Source organism: SAR324 cluster bacterium (assembly GCA_029245725.1).
GTDB lineage: Bacteria > SAR324 > SAR324 > SAR324 > NAC60-12 > JCVI-SCAAA005.
The window spans coordinates 19,650-44,069 of the sequence record JAQWOT010000165.1 but is presented as its reverse complement, the minus strand read 5'-3'; the positions used below and the strand labels follow the sequence as shown (position 1 = coordinate 44,069).

At 44.9% G+C, this 24,420-nt stretch carries 22 protein-coding genes; 11 read left to right on the top strand and 11 right to left on the bottom strand.

What is annotated here, in order from left to right; genetic code table 11:
- The 7 genes from P8O70_08630 to P8O70_08600 form a co-directional block, all read right to left on the bottom strand.
- The coding region (locus P8O70_08630; GenBank protein MDG2196942.1) for an SDR family NAD(P)-dependent oxidoreductase at window positions 1-166 on the bottom strand (166 nt) is incomplete at its 3' end.
- Complete coding sequence (locus tag P8O70_08625; protein MDG2196941.1) at window positions 167-1,222, bottom strand: Gfo/Idh/MocA family oxidoreductase; 1,056 nt, start codon at window positions 1,220-1,222, stop codon at window positions 167-169.
- Window positions 1,223-2,305 carry an ABC transporter ATP-binding protein gene (locus P8O70_08620; protein ID MDG2196940.1) on the bottom strand — a complete coding sequence of 361 codons (1,083 nt, stop codon included), beginning with the start codon at window positions 2,303-2,305 and terminating at the stop codon, window positions 1,223-1,225.
- Between the two features lie 11 nt (window positions 2,306-2,316).
- Window positions 2,317-2,922, bottom strand: coding sequence for a carbohydrate ABC transporter permease (locus P8O70_08615; GenBank protein ID MDG2196939.1), 606 nt, complete (start codon window positions 2,920-2,922; stop codon window positions 2,317-2,319).
- Window positions 2,923-3,150: 228 nt separating this feature from the next.
- Window positions 3,151-4,071 (bottom strand): sugar ABC transporter permease, encoded by a 921-nt coding sequence (locus P8O70_08610; protein MDG2196938.1) that lies wholly within the window; start codon window positions 4,069-4,071, stop codon window positions 3,151-3,153.
- A gap of 93 nt (window positions 4,072-4,164) precedes the next feature.
- Window positions 4,165-5,487 carry an extracellular solute-binding protein gene (locus P8O70_08605; GenBank protein MDG2196937.1) on the bottom strand — a complete coding sequence of 441 codons (1,323 nt, stop codon included), beginning with the start codon at window positions 5,485-5,487 and terminating at the stop codon, window positions 4,165-4,167.
- Window positions 5,488-5,668: 181 nt separating this feature from the next.
- Entirely contained in the window at window positions 5,669-6,538 is an 870-nt protein-coding gene (locus tag P8O70_08600) for an amidohydrolase family protein (protein ID MDG2196936.1), read from the bottom strand.
- A gap of 202 nt (window positions 6,539-6,740) precedes the next feature.
- Between P8O70_08600 and P8O70_08595 the strand changes: the two genes are divergently transcribed.
- Window positions 6,741-8,135: an amidase family protein gene (locus P8O70_08595; protein ID MDG2196935.1), complete on the top strand. Its 1,395-nt coding sequence runs from the start codon at window positions 6,741-6,743 to the stop codon at window positions 8,133-8,135.
- Window positions 8,136-8,196: 61 nt separating this feature from the next.
- On the opposite strand, the gene P8O70_08590 is transcribed toward P8O70_08595, so the two are convergent.
- Both P8O70_08590 and P8O70_08585 read right to left on the bottom strand, forming a co-directional pair.
- Entirely contained in the window at window positions 8,197-8,349 is a 153-nt protein-coding gene (locus tag P8O70_08590) for a hypothetical protein (protein ID MDG2196934.1), read from the bottom strand.
- A 58-nt stretch (window positions 8,350-8,407) separates the two neighbouring features.
- A complete protein-coding gene (locus P8O70_08585; GenBank protein ID MDG2196933.1) occupies window positions 8,408-9,604 on the bottom strand; it encodes an AGE family epimerase/isomerase in 1,197 nt (398 codons plus the stop codon).
- 238 nt (window positions 9,605-9,842) lie between these two features.
- Here P8O70_08585 and P8O70_08580 point away from each other — a divergent pair, with 238 nt between their 5' ends.
- On the top strand, window positions 9,843-10,682 hold the full coding sequence (locus tag P8O70_08580; GenBank protein MDG2196932.1) for a DMT family transporter: 840 nt from the start codon (window positions 9,843-9,845) through the stop codon (window positions 10,680-10,682).
- Window positions 10,683-10,695: 13 nt separating this feature from the next.
- Here the strand turns inward: P8O70_08580 and P8O70_08575 are convergent, their stop codons facing one another.
- Window positions 10,696-11,895, bottom strand: a complete 1,200-nt coding sequence (locus P8O70_08575; GenBank protein MDG2196931.1) for an aldose 1-epimerase family protein — start codon at window positions 11,893-11,895, stop codon at window positions 10,696-10,698.
- A 101-nt stretch (window positions 11,896-11,996) separates the two neighbouring features.
- Window positions 11,997-14,069 carry a molybdopterin-dependent oxidoreductase gene (locus tag P8O70_08570; protein MDG2196930.1) on the bottom strand — a complete coding sequence of 691 codons (2,073 nt, stop codon included), beginning with the start codon at window positions 14,067-14,069 and terminating at the stop codon, window positions 11,997-11,999.
- 376 nt (window positions 14,070-14,445) lie between these two features.
- Here P8O70_08570 and P8O70_08565 point away from each other — a divergent pair, with 376 nt between their 5' ends.
- The 9 genes from P8O70_08565 to P8O70_08525 all read left to right on the top strand — a co-directional run bounded on the left by P8O70_08565 (window position 14,446) and on the right by P8O70_08525 (window position 24,409).
- Window positions 14,446-14,856 (top strand): PilZ domain-containing protein, encoded by a 411-nt coding sequence (locus P8O70_08565; GenBank protein ID MDG2196929.1) that lies wholly within the window; start codon window positions 14,446-14,448, stop codon window positions 14,854-14,856.
- Between the two features lie 393 nt (window positions 14,857-15,249).
- On the top strand, window positions 15,250-16,317 hold the full coding sequence (locus tag P8O70_08560; protein ID MDG2196928.1) for an extracellular solute-binding protein: 1,068 nt from the start codon (window positions 15,250-15,252) through the stop codon (window positions 16,315-16,317).
- A 46-nt stretch (window positions 16,318-16,363) separates the two neighbouring features.
- Window positions 16,364-17,206, top strand: a complete 843-nt coding sequence (locus P8O70_08555; GenBank protein MDG2196927.1) for an ABC transporter permease — start codon at window positions 16,364-16,366, stop codon at window positions 17,204-17,206.
- Entirely contained in the window at window positions 17,203-17,982 is a 780-nt protein-coding gene (locus P8O70_08550) for an ABC transporter permease (GenBank protein ID MDG2196926.1), read from the top strand. Before P8O70_08555 ends, P8O70_08550 begins: the two co-directional genes overlap by 4 nt.
- Window positions 17,982-19,037, top strand: coding sequence for an ABC transporter ATP-binding protein (locus P8O70_08545; protein MDG2196925.1), 1,056 nt, complete (start codon window positions 17,982-17,984; stop codon window positions 19,035-19,037). The genes P8O70_08550 and P8O70_08545 overlap by 1 nt, the downstream gene beginning before the upstream one ends.
- Complete coding sequence (locus tag P8O70_08540; protein MDG2196924.1) at window positions 19,030-19,647, top strand: cysteine hydrolase; 618 nt, start codon at window positions 19,030-19,032, stop codon at window positions 19,645-19,647. The genes P8O70_08545 and P8O70_08540 overlap by 8 nt, the downstream gene beginning before the upstream one ends.
- Complete coding sequence (locus tag P8O70_08535) at window positions 19,644-21,440, top strand: trehalase family glycosidase (protein MDG2196923.1); 1,797 nt, start codon at window positions 19,644-19,646, stop codon at window positions 21,438-21,440. Before P8O70_08540 ends, P8O70_08535 begins: the two co-directional genes overlap by 4 nt.
- Before the next feature lie 103 nt (window positions 21,441-21,543).
- Window positions 21,544-23,439 (top strand): 3D-(3,5/4)-trihydroxycyclohexane-1,2-dione acylhydrolase (decyclizing), encoded by a 1,896-nt coding sequence (gene iolD / locus P8O70_08530; GenBank protein MDG2196922.1) that lies wholly within the window; start codon window positions 21,544-21,546, stop codon window positions 23,437-23,439.
- Between the two features lie 151 nt (window positions 23,440-23,590).
- The gene (locus P8O70_08525; GenBank protein ID MDG2196921.1) at window positions 23,591-24,409 is read left to right on the top strand and encodes a phytanoyl-CoA dioxygenase family protein; all 819 of its coding nucleotides are present in this window, start codon (window positions 23,591-23,593) and stop codon (window positions 24,407-24,409) included.
- Window positions 24,410-24,420 lie beyond the last annotated feature (11 nt).

The window sequence follows — 24,420 nt, the reverse complement described above, 5'->3', positions numbered from 1 at the left end:
CATGCATAAGGGAAATGACATTGGTTTGATTTAAATGTTTAATTTCCGGCAAAATATCGGTTGCAACTACGTTTATTCCCTCTTTGATAAACCTCTCAACAGTTGCTTCACCTATCCCTCTGGCAGCCCCTGTGACTAGCGCGACTTGTTGAAAAATTTTAGACATTTAACTGATAAAGATTTTCTTCCCAGATTTTTCTGATTCAATAGCTGCCTCACAAATTTCCTGAACGTAAACGGCATCTTCCAAAGAATCCACCTTCGCATGATTTTCACCAAGTAATTCCTCAATGAAATCCCAAATTTCTTCACGTAATGCCCCAACCGTTCGACCCTCAATTTGGGGCCAAAAAGCTAAATCTGGACAATAGCTCCCAGTATCATCATTGATTGTCAAGGATGGCTCATAGGTCTTCAAATAACTGGACCCTTTTGTACCAATCACCTCCAAGGAAGCTTCGACAACGCCTTTTCCTACATCGCTTGCATCATCCCACCCAATAATATTGGCTGGAGCACCGCTGGGTACTAACCATGAAGACTCAAGAATACAAATGGTTCCTGATTCCATCTCAAGCACCATAACCAGAGTTTCTGGTACATTGTAGCCTAATAGATAACCACCCCAGGCACTGACTGATTTGCATCGCTGCTGACTGAACCAAAGAACTAGATCCACATCATGTATCAAAGTCTCGTAAGCAGAGTGAACTCGATATCCATAGGCTTCAAACCATGAACGGGAAATATCTCTTTTTGCCCTAATTTTCCCAATTTCTCCTAACTTTCCAGCTTCTATTTGTTGTTTAAGCACTCGGTGTCGAGGTTCATATCTGAGGATGTAGCCCACTCTCAGCTTTAGTTCTCTCTCCAGAGATATCTTTGCCAATTTCCTGGCCTCAGAGAGTTTAGTTGCCAATGGTTTCTCACAAAAGACATGCGATCCACTTTCTAAAGCTGCCTGAACAATTTCAGCATGTGTGTCTTCAGGAGAAACTACCGTTACGGCATCAACATCAATCTCCTGAAACATGTTGAAGGGTTCTGTGTAGATCTTTGCATCTGGGAATTCCTTACTGGCTTGCTGGACAGCGACCGGATCGATTTCACAAATCGAGTCTACTATCACATTGGGATGGTGCTTCAGGATGTTCGCATGGTGCTTGCCGAAACGACCAAAGCCAATCAATGCGAAAGAAATTCTTTTTGAGGGTGAAAGCATTTAGCTTTGCTTGAAAAGCATAATTCTCTTCTCATCTACACGATTAAATAAATGAAGCGCATTTTTATTGAGATCAAACCGTAAATGATCCCCAGAGCGTATTTTTTCAGAAGCAGGAACCAGAATTGATAAACTATTTTTACCGATCTTGAGATAGACTAATTTCTCAGCTCCTAACGTTTCAACCACCGTTACCCTACCAGCAACTCCTCCCTCCGAAACCAGTTGTGCGTCGTGAGGACGAAAACCCAAGATGGCTTCGGACTCGGAGATTGAATCCCAGTACTTCGGTAAAACTAGATCAAAGGCATCACTTTTCAAGATTTTTTGGAAGTTTTCTTCTACCACCTTAACATCCAGAAAATTCATCGGGGGGCTTCCAATAAATTCTGCAACAAAACGGTTGGATGGTTCATTAAAAACCTTTTCTGGTGGGTCCAATTGAACAACTTCTCCTTTGTTCATCACAGCTAATCGATGCCCCATGGTCATAGCCTCAACCTGATCATGAGTGACATAGATTACAGTACTATTTAATTCTGTTGTAAGCTCGATCAATTCTTTTCTAGTCTTTAGTCGCAATAAAGCATCGAGATTGGATAACGGTTCATCCATTAAAAAAACTTGGGGATTCCGCACGACTGCTCTCCCTAAGGCAACTCGCTGGCGTTGTCCCCCGGATAACTGCTTTGGTTTTCGTTCAAGCAATCCCTCCAAATCCAGCATTTTAGCAACTCGCTGAACCCTTTTAGCAATTTCTTGGTCAGCTATTCCTCTAGCCTTCAATGCAAATCCTAAATTTCTGCTCACGGTCATGTGGGAATAGAGAGCATAATTTTGAAAAACCATGGCAACATCCCGATCACCTGGAGGTAGATCATTAACAAGGCAGTTTCCAATATGTATCTCGCCTTGGCTTAGAGATTCTAATCCTACAACCATGCGAAGTGTCGTTGTTTTTCCACAACCAGAGGGCCCTACGAAAACTAGAAATTCTCCATCATCAATCTCTACATTTACATCTCTAACTACGGTTGTTTGACCGAAATTTTTATAAAGATTTTTCAGAGCAACTGAAGCCATAGTTCACCAGTTTACTTGATTGCTCCCGCAGAGATCCCGCGGATAAACCATCGCCCAACAATTAAAAACAACAAAAAGACCGGAATAGCTGAACCTACGGCTCCAGCTGCAGCAAATCCCCAATTGACTCTATACTGACCAAAAACTATTCCAGTTAACCCAATTGGAAGCGTGTGCAAATCATTACTGAGCAAAAGCGTCATCGCAAACAAGTATTCTGTCCAGGAAACAATGAATGCAAACATTGCAATCGCGATAATGCCAGGAGCAACCTGTGGAATGATTATCTGAATTAATGTTCGCATTCGACCTATACCATCTACTGCCGCTGCTTCTTCTAATTCTGGGGGTAAACTTTTGAGAAATGCCTGCAACAACCAAATACCAAAAGGTACGGCAAAAGCGGTATTCATAAGTGCACAGCCCAAGTGGCTGTCAACCAGTTTCAAGTCATTGAAGATCCGAAAGATTGGAACGACTAATAGCGCTGTCGGAAAGATGTACACACTCAACAGAAAGAGACTTAAAGCATTTCGACCCCAGAAATAGGTTCGATAAACACTATAGGCACCTGCAACAATTAAAGGAATTGATATCAAAACTGTATAAATAGCCACAATGAGACTGTTGATAATCCATTGCCAATATCCAGATTTCGAAAACAAGGAAACATAGTTTTCAATTGTCAATGAATTGGGTATTAAAGACTGATTCCGAACAAGCTCCATGTTTGGACGGAATGAAGCCAATAAAATCCATAAGAAAGGCGCCAGCAATATAAACAAGATCATTATGATCACGAAGAGTCGTAGAAGCGAAAAAATCGAAAAATTTAACTTCATGATCTATTTTGATAAATCTTGGAAAGTTTCACTCGCAACAACGAACTGTTTCCGATTGGCAAAGATGAAAACAAAGGTGAAAATAATAAGGATAAATAAGAAGATGATCGCTCCCGCTGTAGCCTTTGAAATGTTATAGCCATAAAATGCCATATCATACATCAAGACAGGAACCGTCGTCGTTGCGTCCCCTGGTCCACCACGTGTCATCATCCAAATAATATCAAACACATTTGAAGCCCAAAGGGTTCCAACCAAACCCAGAACGGTCAGTGTTGGCAAAAGATTAGGGAAGGTAATCGATTTGAATTGTAACCAGGGAGATGCTCCATCAACTTTGGCTGCTTCGTACTCTTCCTCAGGGACACTTGCTAAGGAAGCAAGGAAAATAATCGTCAAGAATGGTATGTATCTCCAAGAATTGACAAAGGTCAGACTCATTCCAGCAATGTCGGGATTAGCCAGAAAAAGCACGGGTTTTTGCACCAAATCCATTCCCTTCATCGTTGTGTTCAAAATTCCTGAAGAGGCATCAAACATCCAGCGCCAAAGAATTGCTGTCACCGCTGCAGGTACAGCCCATGGAAGGATGATCCAAGTCCGAACAAAATTTTGCCCCCTGAATGGTTGATTGATCAATAATGCGATTAACAATGCTGCTAAAGTTTGGAAAAAACCATTTGCCAACACCCAGATCGCGCTTTTGCCAAGAGAAGCGATAAATTGTTTGTCCTCAAAAAGTTCAAAATAATTTTTTAGCCAAATAAATTCGTATTCACTTCCAACTACTCTTTGAGAGGTAAAACTGATTTGAATCCCAGATATGATTGGCAAAATCACAACAAGAATGACAAGAACTACAGCAGGTAAAACAAGGAGGAACCCAAGTCTAGCGTCACGGCTGCGAAAATCCTGCTTAGTCATGAGAAAGATTGAAGGAAGTTCCAAAGTAATAGGCTTTGGAAATATTGGAGGGCTTGACAGGCCATATTTCAGATATGGCCTGCCGCTTGATGATCACTTAACGTTGAGCATCAACTCTTCGAGATATCCAACCGCTTCATCTGGAGAGATATCCTCCACTACCATTTTTTCCATAGCTTTAGCTGTGAAATTCTGGCCTTCAAACTGTCCAACCTGAGGGCAGTAATTGTTCTGCATGAATCCATACATTCCTGTGTAAGGGGCTTCATCCAGCGAAGTTTGGTGCTGGTCTTTGAATTGGCTTAAGACCGGGGCAGAGAACATGATCTCATTGGTTTTAGAATCATCTGTCACAGGAAGAAACAAGCCCGGCTCAGATGTTCCCAGCCACTCGCCGTAGATTTCAGGACTCAACCAAAAGGACATGAACTTTGCCAGACCTTCTTGTTTTTTTGGATCATCAGTCATTACCATGAATGCATTTGAATAGGCTAGGGAGAATCTTTCTCCACTTCCATCCTTTGGAACAGGGATAGGAGCCGCCCCAAGGTCATTTGGTCCTAGACCTGAATCATTGATCCAGGAATTCATGAAAGCATTCTTAAAAGTGATCATGGAAGCCCGACCTGACACCAATGAGCCTTCCACCTCAGCCCAAGCATAAGAACCAATGTCTGGAGGACTGTAAGAAGCCAGTTCTTTCAAAAAAGAATAAGCGCGCTTGTTTTGAGGATTATTCACAATAGGATTGCATGAATCATCAAAAATCTTCTTGCCACCAAATGCCCCCATCCAGGTATAAATTGATTGAGTTCCAGCTAATGTATCACTAGCTGGAAGAGCAAATCCGTATCTATCGTTATCAGGATCAGTCAACTTTTTGGCTGCTGCCAAAACATCTTCGGTAGTTTTGGGAGGATGTGGAATTCCTGCCTCTTCAAAATGCTTTTTGTTATACATCAGAAGTTCTAGCATTCCAAAAGCTGGGATAGCCCAAATTTCACCTTCAGCACGGTATTGATCCACGTATGCATCAATAAATTTCACCTCTTTCGCTACCTGCTCATAGACGCTTGTCGCTGGCTTTACTCCCTTAGCACCCATCTCTCTGACATAAACGAAAAAACCTGGAATGGCCTGTTGCAAATCAACAGACACCCCTGCTTCAATCTGAGCTGGAACCCTTGTGAAGGCTTCTCCCCAACCTACCACATTCTGTTTCATCCGATATTCAGGATATTTCTCATTGAACTTATCAACAACCACCTGCATTGCTTCTACACGACTTGGTGGCTGCTCCATGTGCTGCATTGTCAATTCAATAGGAGCTGCTTGTGCAATTGTACCAAAAGCTAAAACAGAAGTTGTGAGGACACTGAATTTTTGGTAACTAGTGAATCGAACTTTTTTGAACATTTTCAACACCATAACTATCCTTACTAGTGAGGTTAAAAAAAGCGGATTTTATAAATGAACTTCAGCTAGTCAAGTTAAATCCGTTTTTTTCGAACTGATATTTTGTATCTATATTTATTTGAATATAAATAATAAATTTTTCTATTTATTGAAATTTGTAATGTTTTTATTCAGTTCCGAATTAAAAAACAAATAATTTATCGGCATTCCCTCCACATATCATTGTGCGATCTTTAGTGTTCAATTTTGGAAGTAAGTAGTCCACTAAAGCCAGTTGTTCTTTGTAACCGGGTTTCTCACTGATCCATGGAAAATCTGAGGCCCAAAGCATGCGGCTTGGACCAAAGATTTTTAGAAGTCTTTGAGCGATCGGTTTCATGTCATTGTGAGGGTAGGGGTCATGCGTAAAGGCATATTGTCCAGAAAAGTGTACGTAAGTATTTGGGTTAACTGCCACCATCTCCAAAAGATCAAGGGTTTCAGGGGGTAAATCTACTGAAAAATGTGGCCGATTGTGCTCATCAATCGCTAAATTTGCCAAAGAAACCATAAATCCACAATGATTGAAAACCGTAACCAGTTCTGGAAGTTCTTTTAAGACTTTATCAAACAATCTTACTTGCGGTGGTTCGGCATAAAACCAAACTTTCAATTTACGTTCAGCCATTGCCTTAAAGAGTGGAAACATCTCAAAAGTCCTTGGGTCCTCTCCAGGATTCTCTCTTTGATCAACAAACCCCACCCGAATCCCCTGGATCCTGCTCTGAGCAATGCGGGAGTCCAGATTTTCTTCCTGGTCATTTGCAGTCACATCAAAAATCCCAACAGCCGCGAATTTACCTGGATGTTCCCGTTGAACTTCGGCTACGTAGTGATCCTCAGGGCCGAGAGGAACCAGGATCGCTTTGTCAACTCCTGCCTTATCCATTTCCTTGATTAAATCTTCAGCAAGCACTTCCCGATCTGCTTCTGCTAATCCAGCATGAATTGGTCTAGGATACTCTTCTGAATATTTTTGAAATACGTGTAAGTGTGCATCAATGACGCTCATGTTTTCCTCAAGAATTAGCGAATAATGATTGATCAAAACAATGGAAGTTTGGCCCTTTTTATCTTAATGAATCATGAACCTGTCAATGAAAAATTGATTTTTTTTCAGGACTTTTAGAGGGTGGGCACTGAAATCAGAAAAATTCGTGACCGTGAAGAAGATCCCTCCAAAGAATTTTTGGCAAACATTTCAGGAGATAATGATGGAAGGATTATGGAAAAGGAGTGCAGCTGAAATCGTGGGATTAGTAAAATCACGCCAAGTGTCTGCTGTTGAAGTTGCCCAATCTGCGTTTGATCGTTTGCAAGCAGTCAATGGGAAGCTAAATGCGGTTGTCATTGAAACACCTGAGGACGCCCTACGCTCTGCTGAGTTGGTAGACCAAGCAATTGATCGGGGTGAAGATCCAGGCGAATTGGCTGGTGTGACTGTTACAGTTAAAGTCAACATTGATCAAGCAGGATACGCAAATACTAATGGTCTGAAGTTACAGGAGAATCTGATTGCAAACCAGGACAGCCCAGTCGTAACCAACTTTCGCAAAGCAGGAGCGATCATCATTGGTCGCACGAACACGCCAGCATTCTCCCTCCGCTGGTTCACTCGGAACCAATTGCATGGCCATACAATCAATCCTCATAACTCCAGGATTACTCCAGGTGGTTCCTCAGGCGGTGCTGCTTCAGCAACAGCGTCAGGTATTGGCGCGATCGGGCACGGCACAGACATCGGGGGTTCAGTCAGATATCCAGCCTATGCCTGTGGACTCCAAGGGCTTCGCCCAACTCAGGGACGCTTTCCTGCCTGGAATCCTTCTGGTAAAGACCGGCATATTGGTGCTCAGTTAATGGCAGTTTCAGGACCACTTACCAGGACGATCGCTGATCTGGAGTTAGCCACCAAAGTGATGGCTGGTGCAGATCTAAGAGACCCCTGGCATGTTCCTCTCCCGTATCAGATGGGTGATTTTCCTCGGAGGGCTGCGCTCTGTGTGAATCCAGATGGCATGCAAACAGAGGAGTCCGTTGAAAAAGCAGTTCGGCAAGCTGCTGAAAGGCTCAAAGATGCGGGTTGGGAGGTAACGGAAGTAGAGAGCCCACCGTTTCAGGAACCGGCTAGATTGCAGGCTATTCTCTGGCTTGCTGAAACACATCGTGTAGGGACAGGCATTCTAGACAAAGAGGGAGATCCAGATGCCATCCACGTCTTTGGGGAGATGACCAAACTTTCGCCTGTGCCAACGATAAATGATGTATTGGATGCTTTACAGGCGCGGTTGGGATTTCTTCGGGATTGGCAACTCTTCTTGGAGAAATATCCTGTCTTGATCTGCCCTACTTCGAGCGAACCTCCCTTTCCAGATTTGCTGGATCTGGAGGATTTTCCAAGAGTGATTAAGGCTCAACTCACCCAGGTAGGGCTTCCTTTGATGGGCATTCCGGGTCTCTCCATCTTCACGGGATACAATGATAGTCCTGATGGAAAGATACCAATGGGCGCTCAACTGGTGGGGGCACGCTTCCGAGAGGATATTCTTATTTCTGCTGCCAAAGAGATTGAGGCCCGCAGCCCCAAGATTGAAATTGCAGAACCGTAATTGGCCTAGGAGTACTCGATGAAGAAAAGCATGCCAGTCTGAAAAATATTTCTGAGCTCAGTTAAGCAGGGTTCCGTTGAATCATGAAGGAACCCTTCTCAGTCTGTAGTTCGTTCATGGATTGCTTTTCCTCTTTTGCAGCCTCCACCTTTTGCGTTTTTCGAACAATCAACTGAACCATTTGGAATTGATAACCGTAGGTCTTTCTTTCCATAGGATAACCTTCCTTTTTGAAAGTTGATGTAGGCCCAAGATAACAAAGGTTGGAGGGATCATTCCGGCTGGTGATCCAGAATATCCCAGCACACGGTCAGGACATGATAGTCTGTTTTGCCAGGGGGAGACTTGAGCCTATCGATTTTTTGGCTCTCTCGAGAGAGAATCCTAAACCAGGCGCCATGTTGGTGATCCACAAAATGATCCCAGGCGTAACGCCAGAATTCCAAATAATCATCTCGATAGATAGGCTTTTCTGTCAACCAAAAAAGACGCCAAGCTGTTGCAATGAACTCCGCCTGAACCCAAAAATATTTAGTAGACGCACAAGTCTCTCCATCTGGTCCAAATCCATAAAAAATCCCCCCATAATCTGCATCTCTTCCATCTTTCATTCCATTTCTATAAAGCGTCTCAGCACGATCTAGATACCAGGATTGTGGACGAATTTCCAAAAGACTCAACAGGAGACGGGCCCACTCAACCTGGTGACCAGGTTGAAATCCCCAAGGCTTGAAGAGGTCATCTGGCTGATCCTTGTGATACTCCATATCCGGAAGCCAATCTTGTGTGTAGTGTTCCCAGACGAGCCCATCATTCAAATCTGCCAATTCTAGAGCAAATTTCTGAGCTAGTTGCTCAGCTCTGTCCAAGAATTTTTCATCACTCGTTGCTTTCCAAGCGGCTAGACAAGCCTCACACATGTGCATATTGGCATTCTGTCCACGATAGCCATCGGGCTCTCTCTGTGACCAACTCAATTCATCAAGGTAGGCTCCATGAGTTGGCTCCCAAAAATGTTGTTCCAGCAGAGACCACACGTCATCAAGGACAGACTGAGCGGAGGCAAGCCCAGTCTGCAGCGCATGAGCAGCAGCAAATAGAACAAAAGCATGCCCGTAGGCCATTGCTCTCCCATCACTGACCTGACCAGCTGTTAATTCCCAAGCATAAAAACCATCTGGCATCTGATGGGCGGAAGTCAGGAATTGGAGCCCATGTTCCGCCAGCGCAAAGTCCTCAGGATTTTCCTCTCGGCAGTATGCACCTGCAAAGTTAAAAATGAAACGACAAGAACTCACTAGATGTCTGAAATCTTTATCAAAAAGTGCCCCATCATCTTCAAATCCGTGAAAGAATCCACCACTTGGATCGAGGGCTCGTCCCCTGTAAAAATTCAGCACCTTCTGTACATGATCCTTTAGAAATTCTGCATTTTCAAAGTCAGGGTAGGAAAAGGAAGCTGACGTCATTGGATTCATCTCAATCATGTTAAGAGGGAAAATTCAATTATGGATAGTAAGGTTGAGCAAAAGACCTCACTTGAATATGAGATCGATTGTTCACGAATATGGTAAGCCTCTCAAAAAATGAAGATTGACTACGACTTGGGAACTCTGTATCGAGTTGAGAATTTTTTACAGAGCTTCCTGATCAATGGCTGCGAAACCAAATGAACCTCTCGATCTCTAGCCTCAGCGTAGCCACTATATGAATGGCATCGTCATCACCCTTGTACTGGGGGCTGCACTTTCTCATGCCCTCTGGAATTTGCTCCTAAAGCAAACTGAGAGTAGACTCATTATGATGATGTCGATGCACACGGTCACGGGCTTGCTGGGGTTGGTGTTCATTCCGTTTATTGGTCCTGTTGCGGAAGCCGCTTGGGCCATGCTCCTGATGTCTACTGTCGTTCATGGCGGTTACTATGTTTTTTTGACCTTTTCGTATCGAAACGTAGAACTTGGTCAAGCTTATCCCATCTTGAGAGGCACAGGACCAATTGTGGTCTTTTTAGCTTCCTTGATATTCTTGAATGAACCCGTCTCTGGGCTCCAGTTATTTGCTTTCTTTTTGATTGCTGGAGGAATCTTGAGTCTCAGTCTGCGTTCCTTCAGTTATTTTAAACAACAGCCTTCAACAATTTTTTATGCGCTTGGCACCGGAGTTCTCATTGGTATTTACAGTTTGATCGACGGAGTTGGGGTAAGAAACTCTGGGAATGTACTTGGTTATATCTGCTGGCTTTTCTTTCTGGAAATGTTGATGGTGCAAGCCTACGCCTTTTATCATTACAAGAGCGAAACAATCCCCCGCTTGATCGAGCTCGGATGGAGTGGTGTCGGGGCTGGTTTGCTAGCAGCCTATGCCTATGGATCTGTGCTTTGGGCCATGGAATCGGCTCCCATCATGCTTGTTGCAGCACTTCGAGAAACAAGTGTGGTGATGGCTTCAGTGCTTGGAATCCTGATCCTCAAGGAAAGCAAAGACCTTCTAAAAGTCCTGGCGGCGGTGCTGGTAACACTTGGGATTGTCCTCCTCAAAATCTAGAATAAAGCAGATCTTAGGTAGCTGCCGAAAGATTTTTTGGAGCAAACTCTAAAATCTCTGTAGATGTTGAACCTTGCAGCTTATTGATCTCCTTCTCAACTTCATTCACGGCTTCACCACCCACATGAACCTCCAAAGAAAGCCCAAATTTTCTGCTCATCAGCGGATCTAGGAGGACCACTCGACCATTTTCACGTTCGAAACACTTCGGGTTTGGGAAATTTGATCCTGGTTCCAGCCCTGTCACATATCCATTCTTCATGGATGCTGTATTCTTCCAAAGTGAAAAACAGGGCATTTGTTCTAAAGAAAAACTCATCGAAGTCCCAAGATCTCCTGCCTTGTTACGCAACATTACCTTAGATTTGCCGGAAGAATCTCCCAACAGTTCATAAAAATATACTTGCTCTACATAACCGTTCGTAGGGCCTCGAAAGTCTGATAACGTTTTTAGATCCTCCCGAGCTCGCTGATCTCTTGGAGCTGCTCTCTTTACTGGTGCAACCAACTTGGAACCTTCCTCTAAAAAAGGAGGTCCATAATTGCAGTGATACAGCATTTCGATTTCTTCAGGTGTCGTATTCAAGTTGGTCACTTCATCAACAATGGTCAGCTTGTTTGAACCGAGCTCTGTTGAAATTTCAGTTGTTAGTCGAAGTGCTGGACCAAAAAGCATGGTTTCCTCAACAATCCCTCGAATCCTCAGAATCGTTGGTGTGCCGACTTCCACTTGAACCTCAACAAATCGCGCTGGAATATTGGCAATCTTTCCATGGAGTGGAAGAAACACCTCCGCTTTGTTTCCATTGTTATCGACAATCACATCATTTCCTGGAGCGCCATTACTACTCAGGCCACAGCGTACAATCCACTCATTGAAACCTTTCAACCACCCTAGGCCACCACGATCGTTCAATTCGATAAAGGCTGGATGCACTAGGTCCTTTACAGGCGAGTCCCAACCCAAAGTCTTACCCGAATAGGAACCTCTCCAAAGCCCCATCCCACGAGTTGGGACAATAGCAAAAGAAAAAATCCCATTATCTACCTCGATCAAATCAATCCCCTGCTGAAGGCTTCCCTGCAAGGTGGACTTCTTAATTCCCCAATTTGATGAGGAGTTTGTGGATAAGTTCTGTTCATTCAATTCTAGTGAATCAATCCAAAGATGCTGATCCACATCGGTAATTACTTGGTGAAATGTTGAAGACATGAAAAAACTCAAATAATTGTTACTAAAAGAGGAATTTTTCCAAAAAGGATCTCAAATCTTCTCTAGTTTAGAACACCCTTAATGAAAGAGAATACATATAATCAAGAAGCTCTCACCCAGACGGTCGTATCATGAAAAACGGCCCCTCCATTTGGCAAGGCCGCATCAGCCGAAGTTAGCGTGTTGACACCTTTGACAGCTGGAAAAGCTCGGTTTGCCCACAGTCCTTCAATCACGACCAGGCCTGGCTGCACCTCCTCATTGGCTTCCAAGGAGATTTCGATCTCACCTCGCTCATTGCCTAATTTAATTTGCTCAGCGTTTTCTAAACCCTCCTGTTTCAGATCACTCGGATGCATCCAGGCTTTTGGGGACAGCAAGCGATCCTGAGAAAGCGACATCTCGTTAAAGGTAGAGTTCAGAAACCACCTTGCAGGAGGCGTGATCATTCGATACGGCTTTTCATTGGATAGGCGATCTCGCACTTCCCAATGATCTGGGAACATGGGCATCTCTTGGTTTGCCTGACCCCAATACGTCCAATCTGCTCTAAAATGGAACTTCCGATCTTCGTGACCAAAGCCATCCAAAAAGTGCATTTTTTCAAAACCAAGATCTAAATCAATTTCAAAACTTTTTTCTTTGAGTGGAATCTTTTCTTGGTATCCGGATTTCTTCAGCATGTCCGTAATCAATTCCCATTCACTCTTCAGAAATCCCTGGTGCTCGGCTTCAAGCCGTATCGCAAGTTCCTGAATCACCCAGTGGTTAGATCGACATTCTCCGAGAGGTGGAACCACAGCCTTGGCGATCTGGAAAAACGTGTGGCCTCCTGCTGAATAGCAATCATCGTGTTCTAAAAAGGTCGTTGCAGGCAGCACCACATCCGCCATTTCAGCAGTTTCTGTCATGAATTGTTCATGAACACAAATGAACAGATCATCTCTGGAAAAACCTTGTCGAACCAAGTCAGTTTCTGGTGCTACAACCATCGGATTTGTATTTTGAATAAAGAGGGCCTTGATCGGAGGCCCTCCTTGTAAATCTTGAGGATGACCACATAGGATTGGCCCAATTCGAGACTGATCCAAAACCCTTTTGGACAGATCTAGTCGATCCAAGCCTTTGATCTCGGATACATCGAAGGGGCATATACCTGAATTGCTGTAAAGAGCCCCCCCACCAGGATATTGCCAGGCACCCGTAACTATTGGCAAACAGCTGACCGCATGCATGTTGGGGGCACCATTTCTGGAGCGTGTAAATCCGTAGCCCAAGCGTAAAAAACTTCTGGGATTACTCCCATAAAGCTCCGCAAACTGTTCAATCTCGTCGACAGATAATCCTGTGATGGAAGCGGCCCATGCTGGAGTTCGCATTTGTAAATGCTCTGCCAATCCTTGAGGATCATCTGAGTATTTTTTCAGATAGACCCAATCCGCGAGACCATCACGAAACAAGATGTGCATGACCGCACAAGCCAATGCTCCGTCCGTTCCAGGTTGCAAACGAAGGTGCAAATCTGCTCGCTTTGCAGTATCTGTCGTGTAAGGATCAATCACCACCAGCTTGGTCCCACGTTGTCTGCAGGCTTGCTGGAATCGATGGATGACATTGATCTGGGTATTGACTGGATTTCCACCCCAGACAACCAGCAGATCTGTTTCACTGATCTCCCTTGCATCAACACCACGCTTCTCCCCAGCTCCCACCAGCCAACCTGCATCAGACAGCCCCACACAGATCGTTGAGTGTTGCCTGGAATAACCCATCACATACCGAAGTCGCTCAATTCCATCTCGTTGAGCCCAACCCATCGTGCCGGCGTAAAAATATGGCCAGACACTTTCCAGCCCATTTGCTTCACCACTTTCCTTGAGTGCTGTAACCGTCAGATCCAGCGCTTCTGCCCAAGAAATCTTCTCAAACGCACCAATCCCTCTTCCCTTGGGGCCAACTCTCTTCAAGGGATGGGTCAACCGATCTGGATGATGATGTCGCTTTGCATAATTGGCTACCTTGCCACAGATCACTCCATCTGTGTAAGGATGCTTTTTCCGACCTCGAAGCCGCTTGATCTGGTTCTGTTCATCGCTCTCGACCTCTAGAGCACAGGTACTCGGGCAATCATGAGGACAAGTACTGTTCAACCACTTTGATTCAGAAAAACTCATGAATTCCTTAGCAAAATCTAAAAACAATTGAGCCTGAAAAATGACAAATCTACACACCACCCGAAAGCCGATCAAGCCTTTCCAAAATGAAAGATGGATTGGAAGAATCTGTGATGAATTCTTGAATGTATTTTTAGTATTCTAGCTGATCCAATTGAGTTGATTGGTATCATTTCATAAAAATTAATATTTATTACAAATTCAAAAATGATTATAAATTTTAAGACTTAATTTTATAAAAAAATTAATTGTTTATAAAGAATTATCATTTAAATCAAATCTAATTCTTAAATTTTAATGTTGCATAATAGTGACTAATTTGTATACAATGAAACATTATGTTTCTTAACACTTTCACTGACTCTGGAGCAAACTAATGGCAATTTTGCAAAACATTAAGGAAAACAGAAAAACCAAACGATTTGATGTAGCGGTACCCGCACAGGTTACCAGTTTTGAGTTCTCAGAGCTTGTGCGGGTTCATGATCTCTCCCGAGGGGGTTGCCGCATTTCCAGTGAGGGGTCGTTGCCACTAGATAAGATTGTTCATCTTGAACTCTACATCCCCAAACTTATTCAGAATAACCGCAAATCCAAAGGTCTGATGAAGTGTGGAATGATTTCTGGGAAGATCGCCTTCTGCTCTCAATGGCAGTTAGGGGGCATCAAACAATACGGGATTCAATTTCTGAGCGGTCCCATGGAATCCCACGGGATCCCTAAAATTATTCGAGAGATTCAGCAGAATACTGAGCGCTACAGACCAGCCATGCGTTGGGTAGCCTGAACTTTCTGCCCCAATTTTGGAGACTTTCTCAGATTCCCTGCCTAATTTTTCCTACGTCCTGGCAAGTTGTTGAGTCAGCATCAAATCATCTCAGCAACTTGTCCAACTCGATTATTCTTCGGTATTAAGAATCCTCAAAGCATTCACAAATCAAACTTCGATTCCAACAAGTTCCCTATTCTGCAGACATCAAAGAAACCGAATCTGCTGATCTGAATAGCTGTTCACTTCGATCAGAAAAACGACCTCCCAATTTTCTTCGAAAAATCCCACAAGTTTATTTTCCAATTGATTTCAATTGAGCCTCCCAGTAATTGAGAGTATTCTCTGGAAATTAGTTGGCCGTATGGCTCTAAAACAGAATTTTTCGATCAACTCCTGCGAGAAAAACCAATGAGTTTTCGTGTTCTTTTGAAATTGATCGCCTTCCAATGTTTGATTGTTCTGATCCTTGGTAGTTCAGTGATAGGTGCAGCAGAGATTCGCGTCCTCAACTGGCAGGGATATGGGACTGATGAAGCCTGGGCCCTCGAAATGTTTAAGGAGCGCACTGGCATTGATGTAGTTCATGATTACTTCAACTCCGAACAGGAAATGCTGACGAAGCTCAGAACCAACCCCGGAGTGTATGATGTGGTTTTGATCAATAGTGCCTACACGGGGCAAGCCGCCAAAGAAGGTTTGATTGAAGCGATTGATGCAACAGGAATGGCAAATGTAGATGATCTTTCGCCAGGCATGCGCAACGACCCAAAGCTTGTCGCTGATGGTATGAACTATGGAGTTGCCTGGGTTTGGGGGGTAACTTCTTTTGCAATAGATACTGGTGATTTTCAGCAGACACCGGATTCAATAGAAGTCCTGTGGGATCCAAAAAACGCTGGAAGAGTAGGCTGGCGGGACGATGCGGTGGAAGCTGTGCAACTGGCAGCTGTCGCTTTGGGTCAAGACATCAACAATCCGAGTGATCTGAATGCCATCCGCGAAAAGCTACGGGCGTTGAAACCTCAAATTCGGACCTTTTGGTCCTCAGAAGATGAGTGGAATCAGTTCTTCTCTGCCAATGAATTCGACTTGGCCACTTACTGGTCAGGCTCTGCCTCACGTTCCAAGAACACCTTCGGCCTTCCTGTCGAATTTGTTCTCCCCAAAGAGGGAGCGATTGGTTGGTTGGACGGACTATCCATTCCAACGAATGCCCCGAACCGTAATGAGGCAAAGGCCTTCATCAACTTCATGATTGATCCCGACTTTTACGTAAGGTGGGATACAGAAGTGGGAGCGCCAACTTCAGCCAATGCCAAAGCGGTTTCGATGCTTCCAGCAGAAGCCTTCAACCGAACAGCCTTTAGTGATTCAAAGAAAGTTGCCAAGGTTCAGTTCATGGGCCCAATGGAAGACGCCCTGCGGGAAGAAATTGTAGAACTTTGGCAGGAAACAAAAGCTTATTTTCAAAATTAAATTCCTGTTTTCAAAGCTAGAATTAAGTTGAATTCCTACTGAACTGATGAAGCAACGAGAAGCAGTTCTCAGTCTAATCAGCCCGGCCTACCTCTGGCTGACGCTGACCATTCTGTTACCACTCTCGGCGATGCTTTACTACAGCTTTCTCAGTGATGTGCCAATCGGCAATCGAGAAGTATCGTGGACACTAGAAAACTACGGAACATTTTTTGAGAAAGCTTTCTACAGCGAATTGATGCTCCGCTCTTTCAAACTTGGAGCGGAGGTCACCGCCTTTTGCCTGCTGCTCGGTTTCCCCTGCGCTTTGGCTCTTGCTAAATCCATTCGAGGACGGACCAAAGAAGCACTTTTCCTGCTAATCATCTTACCTTTCTGGTCAAACGCCCTGGTCCGCATCTTCTCATGGACGATGGTTCTTCGAGGGAACGGAATTTTGGAGTACTCCATCAATTGGTTCTTGCCTGGGACAGGCCCACTTGGTCTGATGTTTACCTATCCAGCAATTCTTCTGGGTCTGGTTCATTCCTACCTGCCTTACATGATTCTCACCTGCTACATTTCGATTGATGCCATCGACAACCAGCTGCTGGAAGCAGCTCGATCACTGGGTGCAGGGAAATTGACCATATTCTTTCGGCTGATCGTTCCTCTAGCGTTGCCAGGTATCGTTGCAGGTTCGGTTTTGATTTTCATTCCTGTGATCGGTTCATTCATGGAACCTCGACTACTGGGTGGGCGAAACGGGACCTTCATTGGAACTATTATCGAGGATCAGTTCACTGCAGTTTTCAATTGGCCCCTCGGCGCAGCCTTGTCCTTCATCATGATGGGACTCGTGCTGCTGATCCTTTTGGGTTTCTCGCCTCTAGTGCGTCACTTCAAATGAACTTTCTCAAATGGATCGGTAGGACATACCTGATTTGCATTGTGCTCTTTTTGTATGTCCCAATTTTGGTGATGGTTGCCTTATCATTCAACGAATCCCAGCTGTATCGACTTCCGATTGAATGGAGTATTAGATGGTACGAAGCGCTAGCAAATAACAGTAAACTTCATTCAGCGACTGTAAACAGCTTAGCGGTCGCTTTTCTGAGTACGTGCCTATCGACCTTGATGGGGACTGCGGTTGCCCTTGCTTTCTATAGGTATGATTTTAGAGGGAAGCGTTTGCTGCAAATCCTGATTTTCCCACCGATCACAATTCCCTGGTTAATCATCGGGACGGCGATGCTCGTCTTTTTCTTCTGGGTGGGGATAGGACGTGGACTTCATGCGATGGTACTGGGACATGTGGCTCTTTCGTTGCCCTATGTCGTCATTGTCGTTTCGGCGAGGTTGAAATCTTTTGACTCCACTCTCGAGGATGCCGCTAGATCTCTTGGTGCCAGTTACTGGCAAACTACCCTTTGGGTTACAGTGCCCTGGTTGATGCCGGGAATCATTGCAGCAGCCTTGTTTGCATTCGCTGTTTCATTGGATCAATTCGTCATTTCTTACTTTCTGGCCGCACCTGGAGTCACGACACTGCCCGTGGAAATTTACACTGCAATTCGCAAAGGTTTTACGCCAGAGATCAATGCCATTTCCACACTCGTCATACTCCTTTCGATGCTATTGCTTGTTGGGGTCTCTCGATTGTATCGCTTTGGGGGGCGGGACTGATGGCCAGTGTAAATGTTCAGAACCTTAGCAAAAATTTCGGTATTACGGTTGCGCTGGATAGAGTCTCATATGATTTTGAGGATGGAAAATTCTTTGCGCTATTGGGCCCCTCTGGAAGTGGCAAAACCACGTTGTTACGGATGATTGCAGGCTTTGAGAGTCCTGATCGAGGCTCAATTCAGATCGATGGGAAGGTTGTGGATCACATCCCTGTGGAAAGGCGAGACATTGGCATGGTCTTCCAGAATTATGCGCTTTTTCCAAACATGGATGTTCAGGCTAATGTGGGATTTGGACTGCGGGTACGAGGGATTTCTACATCAGAAATGAGACTTCTTGTTGGTGAGGCGCTGGAACTGGTGCGGCTGTCGGGATTTGATAACCGTAGACCCGATCAACTATCCGGAGGGCAGCGGCAACGAGTTGCACTGGCTCGGGCAATCGTAACAAAACCTCGTGTGCTGCTGCTTGACGAACCCTTGAGCGCACTAGACCGGAATCTGCGGTTGGAAATGGAGATTGAGTTGAAACGCATTCAGCGTGATGTAAGAATCACCACGATTTTTGTTACCCACGATCAAGAAGAAGCATTAACCATGTCTGATCAAATTGGAATTCTTAACGAAGGTCAGCTTGTGCAGCATGGCAGCCCAGTAGACATCTATGAAAATCCCCAGAGCGTCTTTGTAGCTCGTTTCCTGGGCGAAGCCAACTTATTGAAGGGGCAAGCTGATGGTTCAAGAGTAAATTTAAATGTTGGTGGGACTGTTCAAACTCGTAGCAAACCCGCTTCCCCTCAAGTAATCTGCTCCATCCGTCCTGAAAAAATTTCAATCCATAAAGAACAAGATATACCCCCTTCCAGCAGCAATCATATAGCTGGTCAAGTCAACGAGCATATCTTTAATGGGACGAGTCTGAACTACCTAGTCCAATGTGGAGATCAAGTTGTCAGAGTCTTTGTGCAAAATCTTTCGGGGGAGCTCATTTCACCAAATACCCAAGTTCATCTCAGATTTCGACCAGAAGACACCTTAGTTTTTCCAGATGCCTGAAACTCACCCGCTGGTCTTCGGATTACTGGATGATCAAGCGTTACACATCTGCATAGACATGCAGCGGATTTTCCTGGAACCAGGCCCCTGGTTTGCTGAAGCCGGGCGGGATCTCCTACCTATGATTGATCAACTAGTTCATGCTCGAAATCTCCCAACCTTTTTTACTAGGTTCATTACCCCAAGTACAGCAATGGAAGCCAGTGGCCGATGGCAGACTTACTATGAATTTTGGCATCAGGTGACCAAAGAAGAAGCTGGAGAGGAATTGCTTGCACTGCACCCAACTCTTCAGAAATTTGCCAATTCTGAAAACACCTTCGATAAGACAACTTACGATGCCTTTGCTTCGGTTTCATTCAGATCAAATATTGAAAGTGCCAAGCCCTCTGCATTGGTTTTTAGTGGAATCGAAAAAGATGTTTGTGTCCTCACGACAGTTTTGACGGCTGTAGATCTTGGTTTTCGCACCATCATCGCAAAAGACGCAGTAACCAGTTCGGATCTCAATTCACACAACGCCTGCTTCGAATTCCTCTTTCCCCGCTATTCCCAGCAAATTGAAATCGCAACAGTTGCTGAAATTCTCTCAGCCCGAGGTGAATTATGACCCCCAATCGATGGTGGACCTGGAACTCAGAACGCCCTGCAGAATTGATCAACCTCGCCACTGGTCTGCAAATCACTCCTGTTCTTTATGCTGCCTCAAAAGAACGAATTTCTCTTTTGAATCCAGGGCCTGAGGTTACTTTTAGTCGCCGTCCTATTGGAGATGAATTGATTCAGTTCACCACGGAAGTTGCCGGAACTATCCTGCAGTGGCATTACGAATTACGAGATGGTGATTGCATAATCCAGTGGCAGGTACTTCAATATGGTGAGTGGGGTTTGCGATTTTGGGTAAATCTATGCCTGACTGGGACTAGGGATTTGAATTTTGTTTATGATCGGCAAACAGGTCAGATATCTGGAGCAGCAACTGATCGGAGCTTTTCATTAACTTCTGAAAAAAAACCTTTGTTAGTGACACAGCATCCTGATCTCGGGGGGCTCAACCAGGAATATGAAGAATTCGGCTATTTCTACCTGGCATCTAGGGCCGAGAGTGGTTCCTTCCTAGCCTTACGCTTCAATCTCGAAGAAACTCCCACCATGACCATACGTGGGTCTATTGGAAATGATCCAATGAAGCTAGTACCTCAGGAATTTCCAAAGCCTGAAACTGAACCGAGGGAGCAAGCCTGGGAGGCGGTACATGATGTCATTGCCTGGAATCATGTTTGGGATGCAGTCAACCAGAGACCCTATACGGCTTTGAGCCGGTTTTGGAACAAGAAGAAATTTGGCGGATTTGGTGTCTGGCTCAATGACATTCTTTACAATGCTTGGATGTGGGGATTTTTTGATGTTGAACGCTCTTTAGAAAATGTGGATGCCGTCTTCGCTCATCAGACAGAGGCCGGAAACTTTCCCTGCCTAGTTACAGGGAACGACGCTTGGCTGGATCGTACCCAACCCCCAATTGCTGCCTTCGTGGTCTGGTCACTCTATGAAAAAACAGGGCGCAAAGACATCCTCGAGAGGTATGCTACGGGTCTTCTGCGGAACTTGGACTGGTGGTGGTCCAAAAGACAACTGGGAGACACCGGCTTGCTCTGCTTTGGTACAAGCCTGGAGGCAGGTGATGGTTTGTATAAAGGGACCAAGCTCGCTGCAAAGGATGAATCCACGATGGACAACTCGCCTCTCCACGATCCTGTCCCCTTTGATGAAGTGAGCGGACTGTTGTTAGCTGCAGACGTTGGTGTCAATTCTATGGCCGCACTGGATGGTGAATTGCTGGAAGGAATCTTTAACGAACTTGGTGAATTAGATGTTGCTGAGCAATTGAGGGAGCGCACAGTTACTCACAAGCAAAGAATCGCAGAGTGGCTCTGGGATGAAAGCCGAGGAGTTTTCGCAAACCGCATGATCAACGGCGACTTTGTTAGCACCCTCGCACCCACCTCTTTCTTTCCAATGGCCGTAGGTATTGGTTCCATGGATCAGGCCCAAAGGATAGTTCATGGCTATTTAAATAATCCTTCAAAATTTGGTGGGGAGTTCGGTCTGCCCTCCGTGACAAGGGACGATCCAGCGTATTCGGACAACGTCTACTGGCGTGGTAGAATATGGGCTCCTCTCAACTTTTGGGTCTGGCAAGGACTTAAGCGTAAAGGTTTTTTCAATGAGGCTGCACAGTTAGCAGAACAAAGTTGGAGGCTCTTCAAAATGAATTGGGAGCAGCGACTTTGTGGAGAAAATTTTAACGCTGAAACTGGCGAGGTACTTGATCAGCCTGATACGGATGGCTTTTACTCTTGGGGAGCCTTGCTGGCTATGATGAAGGCGCTAGAAAATTGACTTTGTAGGTCAAAACTTTACTTTCAGGCACCACATGGGAAATAAACTCTTTCGTAGTAATTTAGACATTAGATTTAGGTTATTTCAATCAGGAGAATGAAGCATGAACTTTTACCCCTCTGAACGGAAAGAACGGCTGACTCTTTCACAAGCCATTGTGAAATACTTGCAGGCACAATACTCAGAATATGATGGGGTGGAGCAGCGTTTTATTCAGGGAATCTGGGGAATCTTTGGACACGGCAATGTTTCCGGGCTGAGCCAGGCACTCGTTGAGTATGGTCAGGAATTGCCCTATCACAAACCGTGTAATGAGCAGTCTATGGTTCATGCGTCGACCGGCTTTACAAGAGCGAAGAGACGCAAAGCCACGATGGCTTGTACCACCTCAATTGGTCCCGGAGCAACCAACATGATCACTGGAGCGGCGACAGCTACCATCTGTCGTATCCCAGTACTTTTGCTTCCCTCAGACTACTACGCTTCTCGTTATGGTGGGACTGTTCTTCAGGATATTGATCATCTCAGCTCCGAGGACATGTCTGTTACAGACACATTTAGAGTCGTCAGCCGTTTTTTTGATCGAATCACTCGCCCTGAGCAAATCCTAATCTCGCTTCCAGAAGCCATGCGCATCATGACCAATCCCGCTGAGACCGGTGCGGTAACGATCTCATTACCACAAGATATCCAAGGCTATGCCTACGACTATCCAACTCGCTTCTTTGAGAAACGGATTTGGCGAATTGAACGAAGCTTTCCGAATCCTGCGCGAATCGTGGAAGCTACTGAATTGCTCAAGTGCGCCAAAAAACCCTACATCATCGCTGGTGGTGGTATTCACTATTCAGAGGCATGGAATGAATTGGCTTCATTGGCGGAAAAATTTGGAATTCCAGTTGGTGAAACACATGCGGGACGTGGGGCGATACAATCTGATTCTGAACTACTTTTGGGAGGTACTGGACACCTTGGAACCCCGGGTGCTGGACGTATTGCAGAAGAAGCTGATGTTGTTCTCTGTGTAGGTACTAGACTGCATGATTTTGTTACGGGCTCAAATTCTGCCTTCCAGAATCCAGATGTGAAGTTCATCAGTGTCAATGTCAATGACCGTGATGCGTATAAGCTTGGAGCACTCCCTATTGTGGCAGACGCCAAATTAGCACTAAGTGCCTTGCTCGAAGCTGGAATTGAAGTTGGAATTCAGCCTCAAAAAGACTGGGTAAATAAAGTCAGGTTCGAAAAAAATTCTTGGGAAAACATCAAACGCACAGAGGTTTTCATTCAACATGCTGAAGAGATGATAAGCCAAGGGCACCTTATTGGAATCCTCAATGATGAAATGGATAAGGGTGATGTGCTCGTGGCTGCAGCTGGGACAATTCCAGCAGATCTAACGAAACTCTTTGATGTGAAAGGCGGCAAGGTGTTGCACTTAGAGTTTGGAAATTCCTGCATGGGTTATGATATTCCAGCAGCGATTGGGGTCAGATTGGCTGGTGCTGAAAAAGAAGTGTATGTGCTGATGGGAGACGGCAATTACCAAATGCATCCCATGGAACTGGTCACTGCTATGCAAGAAAGGACAAAAATCACGATCCTATTAAACGTGAATTATGGTTATCAATCGATCCATGGGCATCAAAAAGCCCTCGTTGGCCATTCACTTGGTAATGAGTTCAAGATTCGTGATCAAGCGAGTGGGCTTTTGGATGAAGGTCAGTTTATCGAAGTCGATTATGCAAAGAATGCTGAGAGTGTGGGGTTAAAAACCTGGGTTGCCAACACTGAGCAGGAAATACGCTCAGCACTCCAAGCAGCAAAACATCAGAAGAATTCTTGCTTAATTGTGGTGCCAACGGAAAAGTATCGCTCACCCCCTGGTCCGGAAGTATGGTGGGAGGTCGTTGGAGCCGAAGTGACGAACGATCCTAAGACCAAGGCGCTTGTAGAAGCAAGGGAAGCAGGCCGAATCAAACAACGATTCTATTATTGATTTCAGGAACACCACACCCTTGCAAAAAATCAATTTGGGATCATGTTTTGTTGAGTGATTGCTCTACAATTCAGAACTGTAGCAAATCGCTGTGATAGAACCCAATATGAACATTCTTTTTTGCCTTTCTAAATACTGGTAATAGAAAGTTATGAAGACCATTACTCGGGATGAATTCAAAACATCGATCGTTGTGGAAGAATTAATGGATGGTGCTGGGGCGATCATGCTGAAAGATGTTTTCTCTCAGGAACGCATAAAGCGAATCGCCCAAACGCTTGAAGTAGAAACTGATGAAGCGATTGATACCGGTTCCCACTTCAACCAGAATGATCAGGATCCTCTGCTCCAACGTAGAGTCTGGTTTACTCGGCTTGTTGAGTTGGATCCTGAGATCGCAAGTTTGGTAGAAGAACCGATGATTTTTCAGTCTATACAGGATTTTCTAGGCAAGGAATTTGTGATGGGAAGCATGTGTGCATCCAGAATCATGCCTGGCTACCGAGGACAGGAGCCACATATCGATTACCCATACTGGGATTTTTATCGTAACGAAACCTTCCCGACCCGCACCAACTCCTCTTTTCCACTGAACGCGCAGGCAATCATCTTGATTGATGAATTTACCGAAGAAAATGGCGCAACTGCTCTGGCGCCAGGTTCTCAGAAAGATTTGCGTTATCCAGAAAAGAGTGATGATTTTTTTGGAAAATGCATCCGTTTAACAGGGAAACCCGGAGACGTAGTTTTGTTCTTTGGAGCTGCTTGGCATTGTGCCATGCCTAATCAGAGTGAAGCAGGGCGTATTGGAATTCTAGTGGAGTTCTTGCCAAAGTTTGTCACACCAATTGAAGACTTGATGACGGATTTAGATGAGAATTATCTGAAAAGCACTACACCTGAGATGCAACAACTTCTGGGGATGAAGTATCCCTGGCCTTCCACCCCTCCTCATCCCCCATTTCATTAGATCAAAGTCCT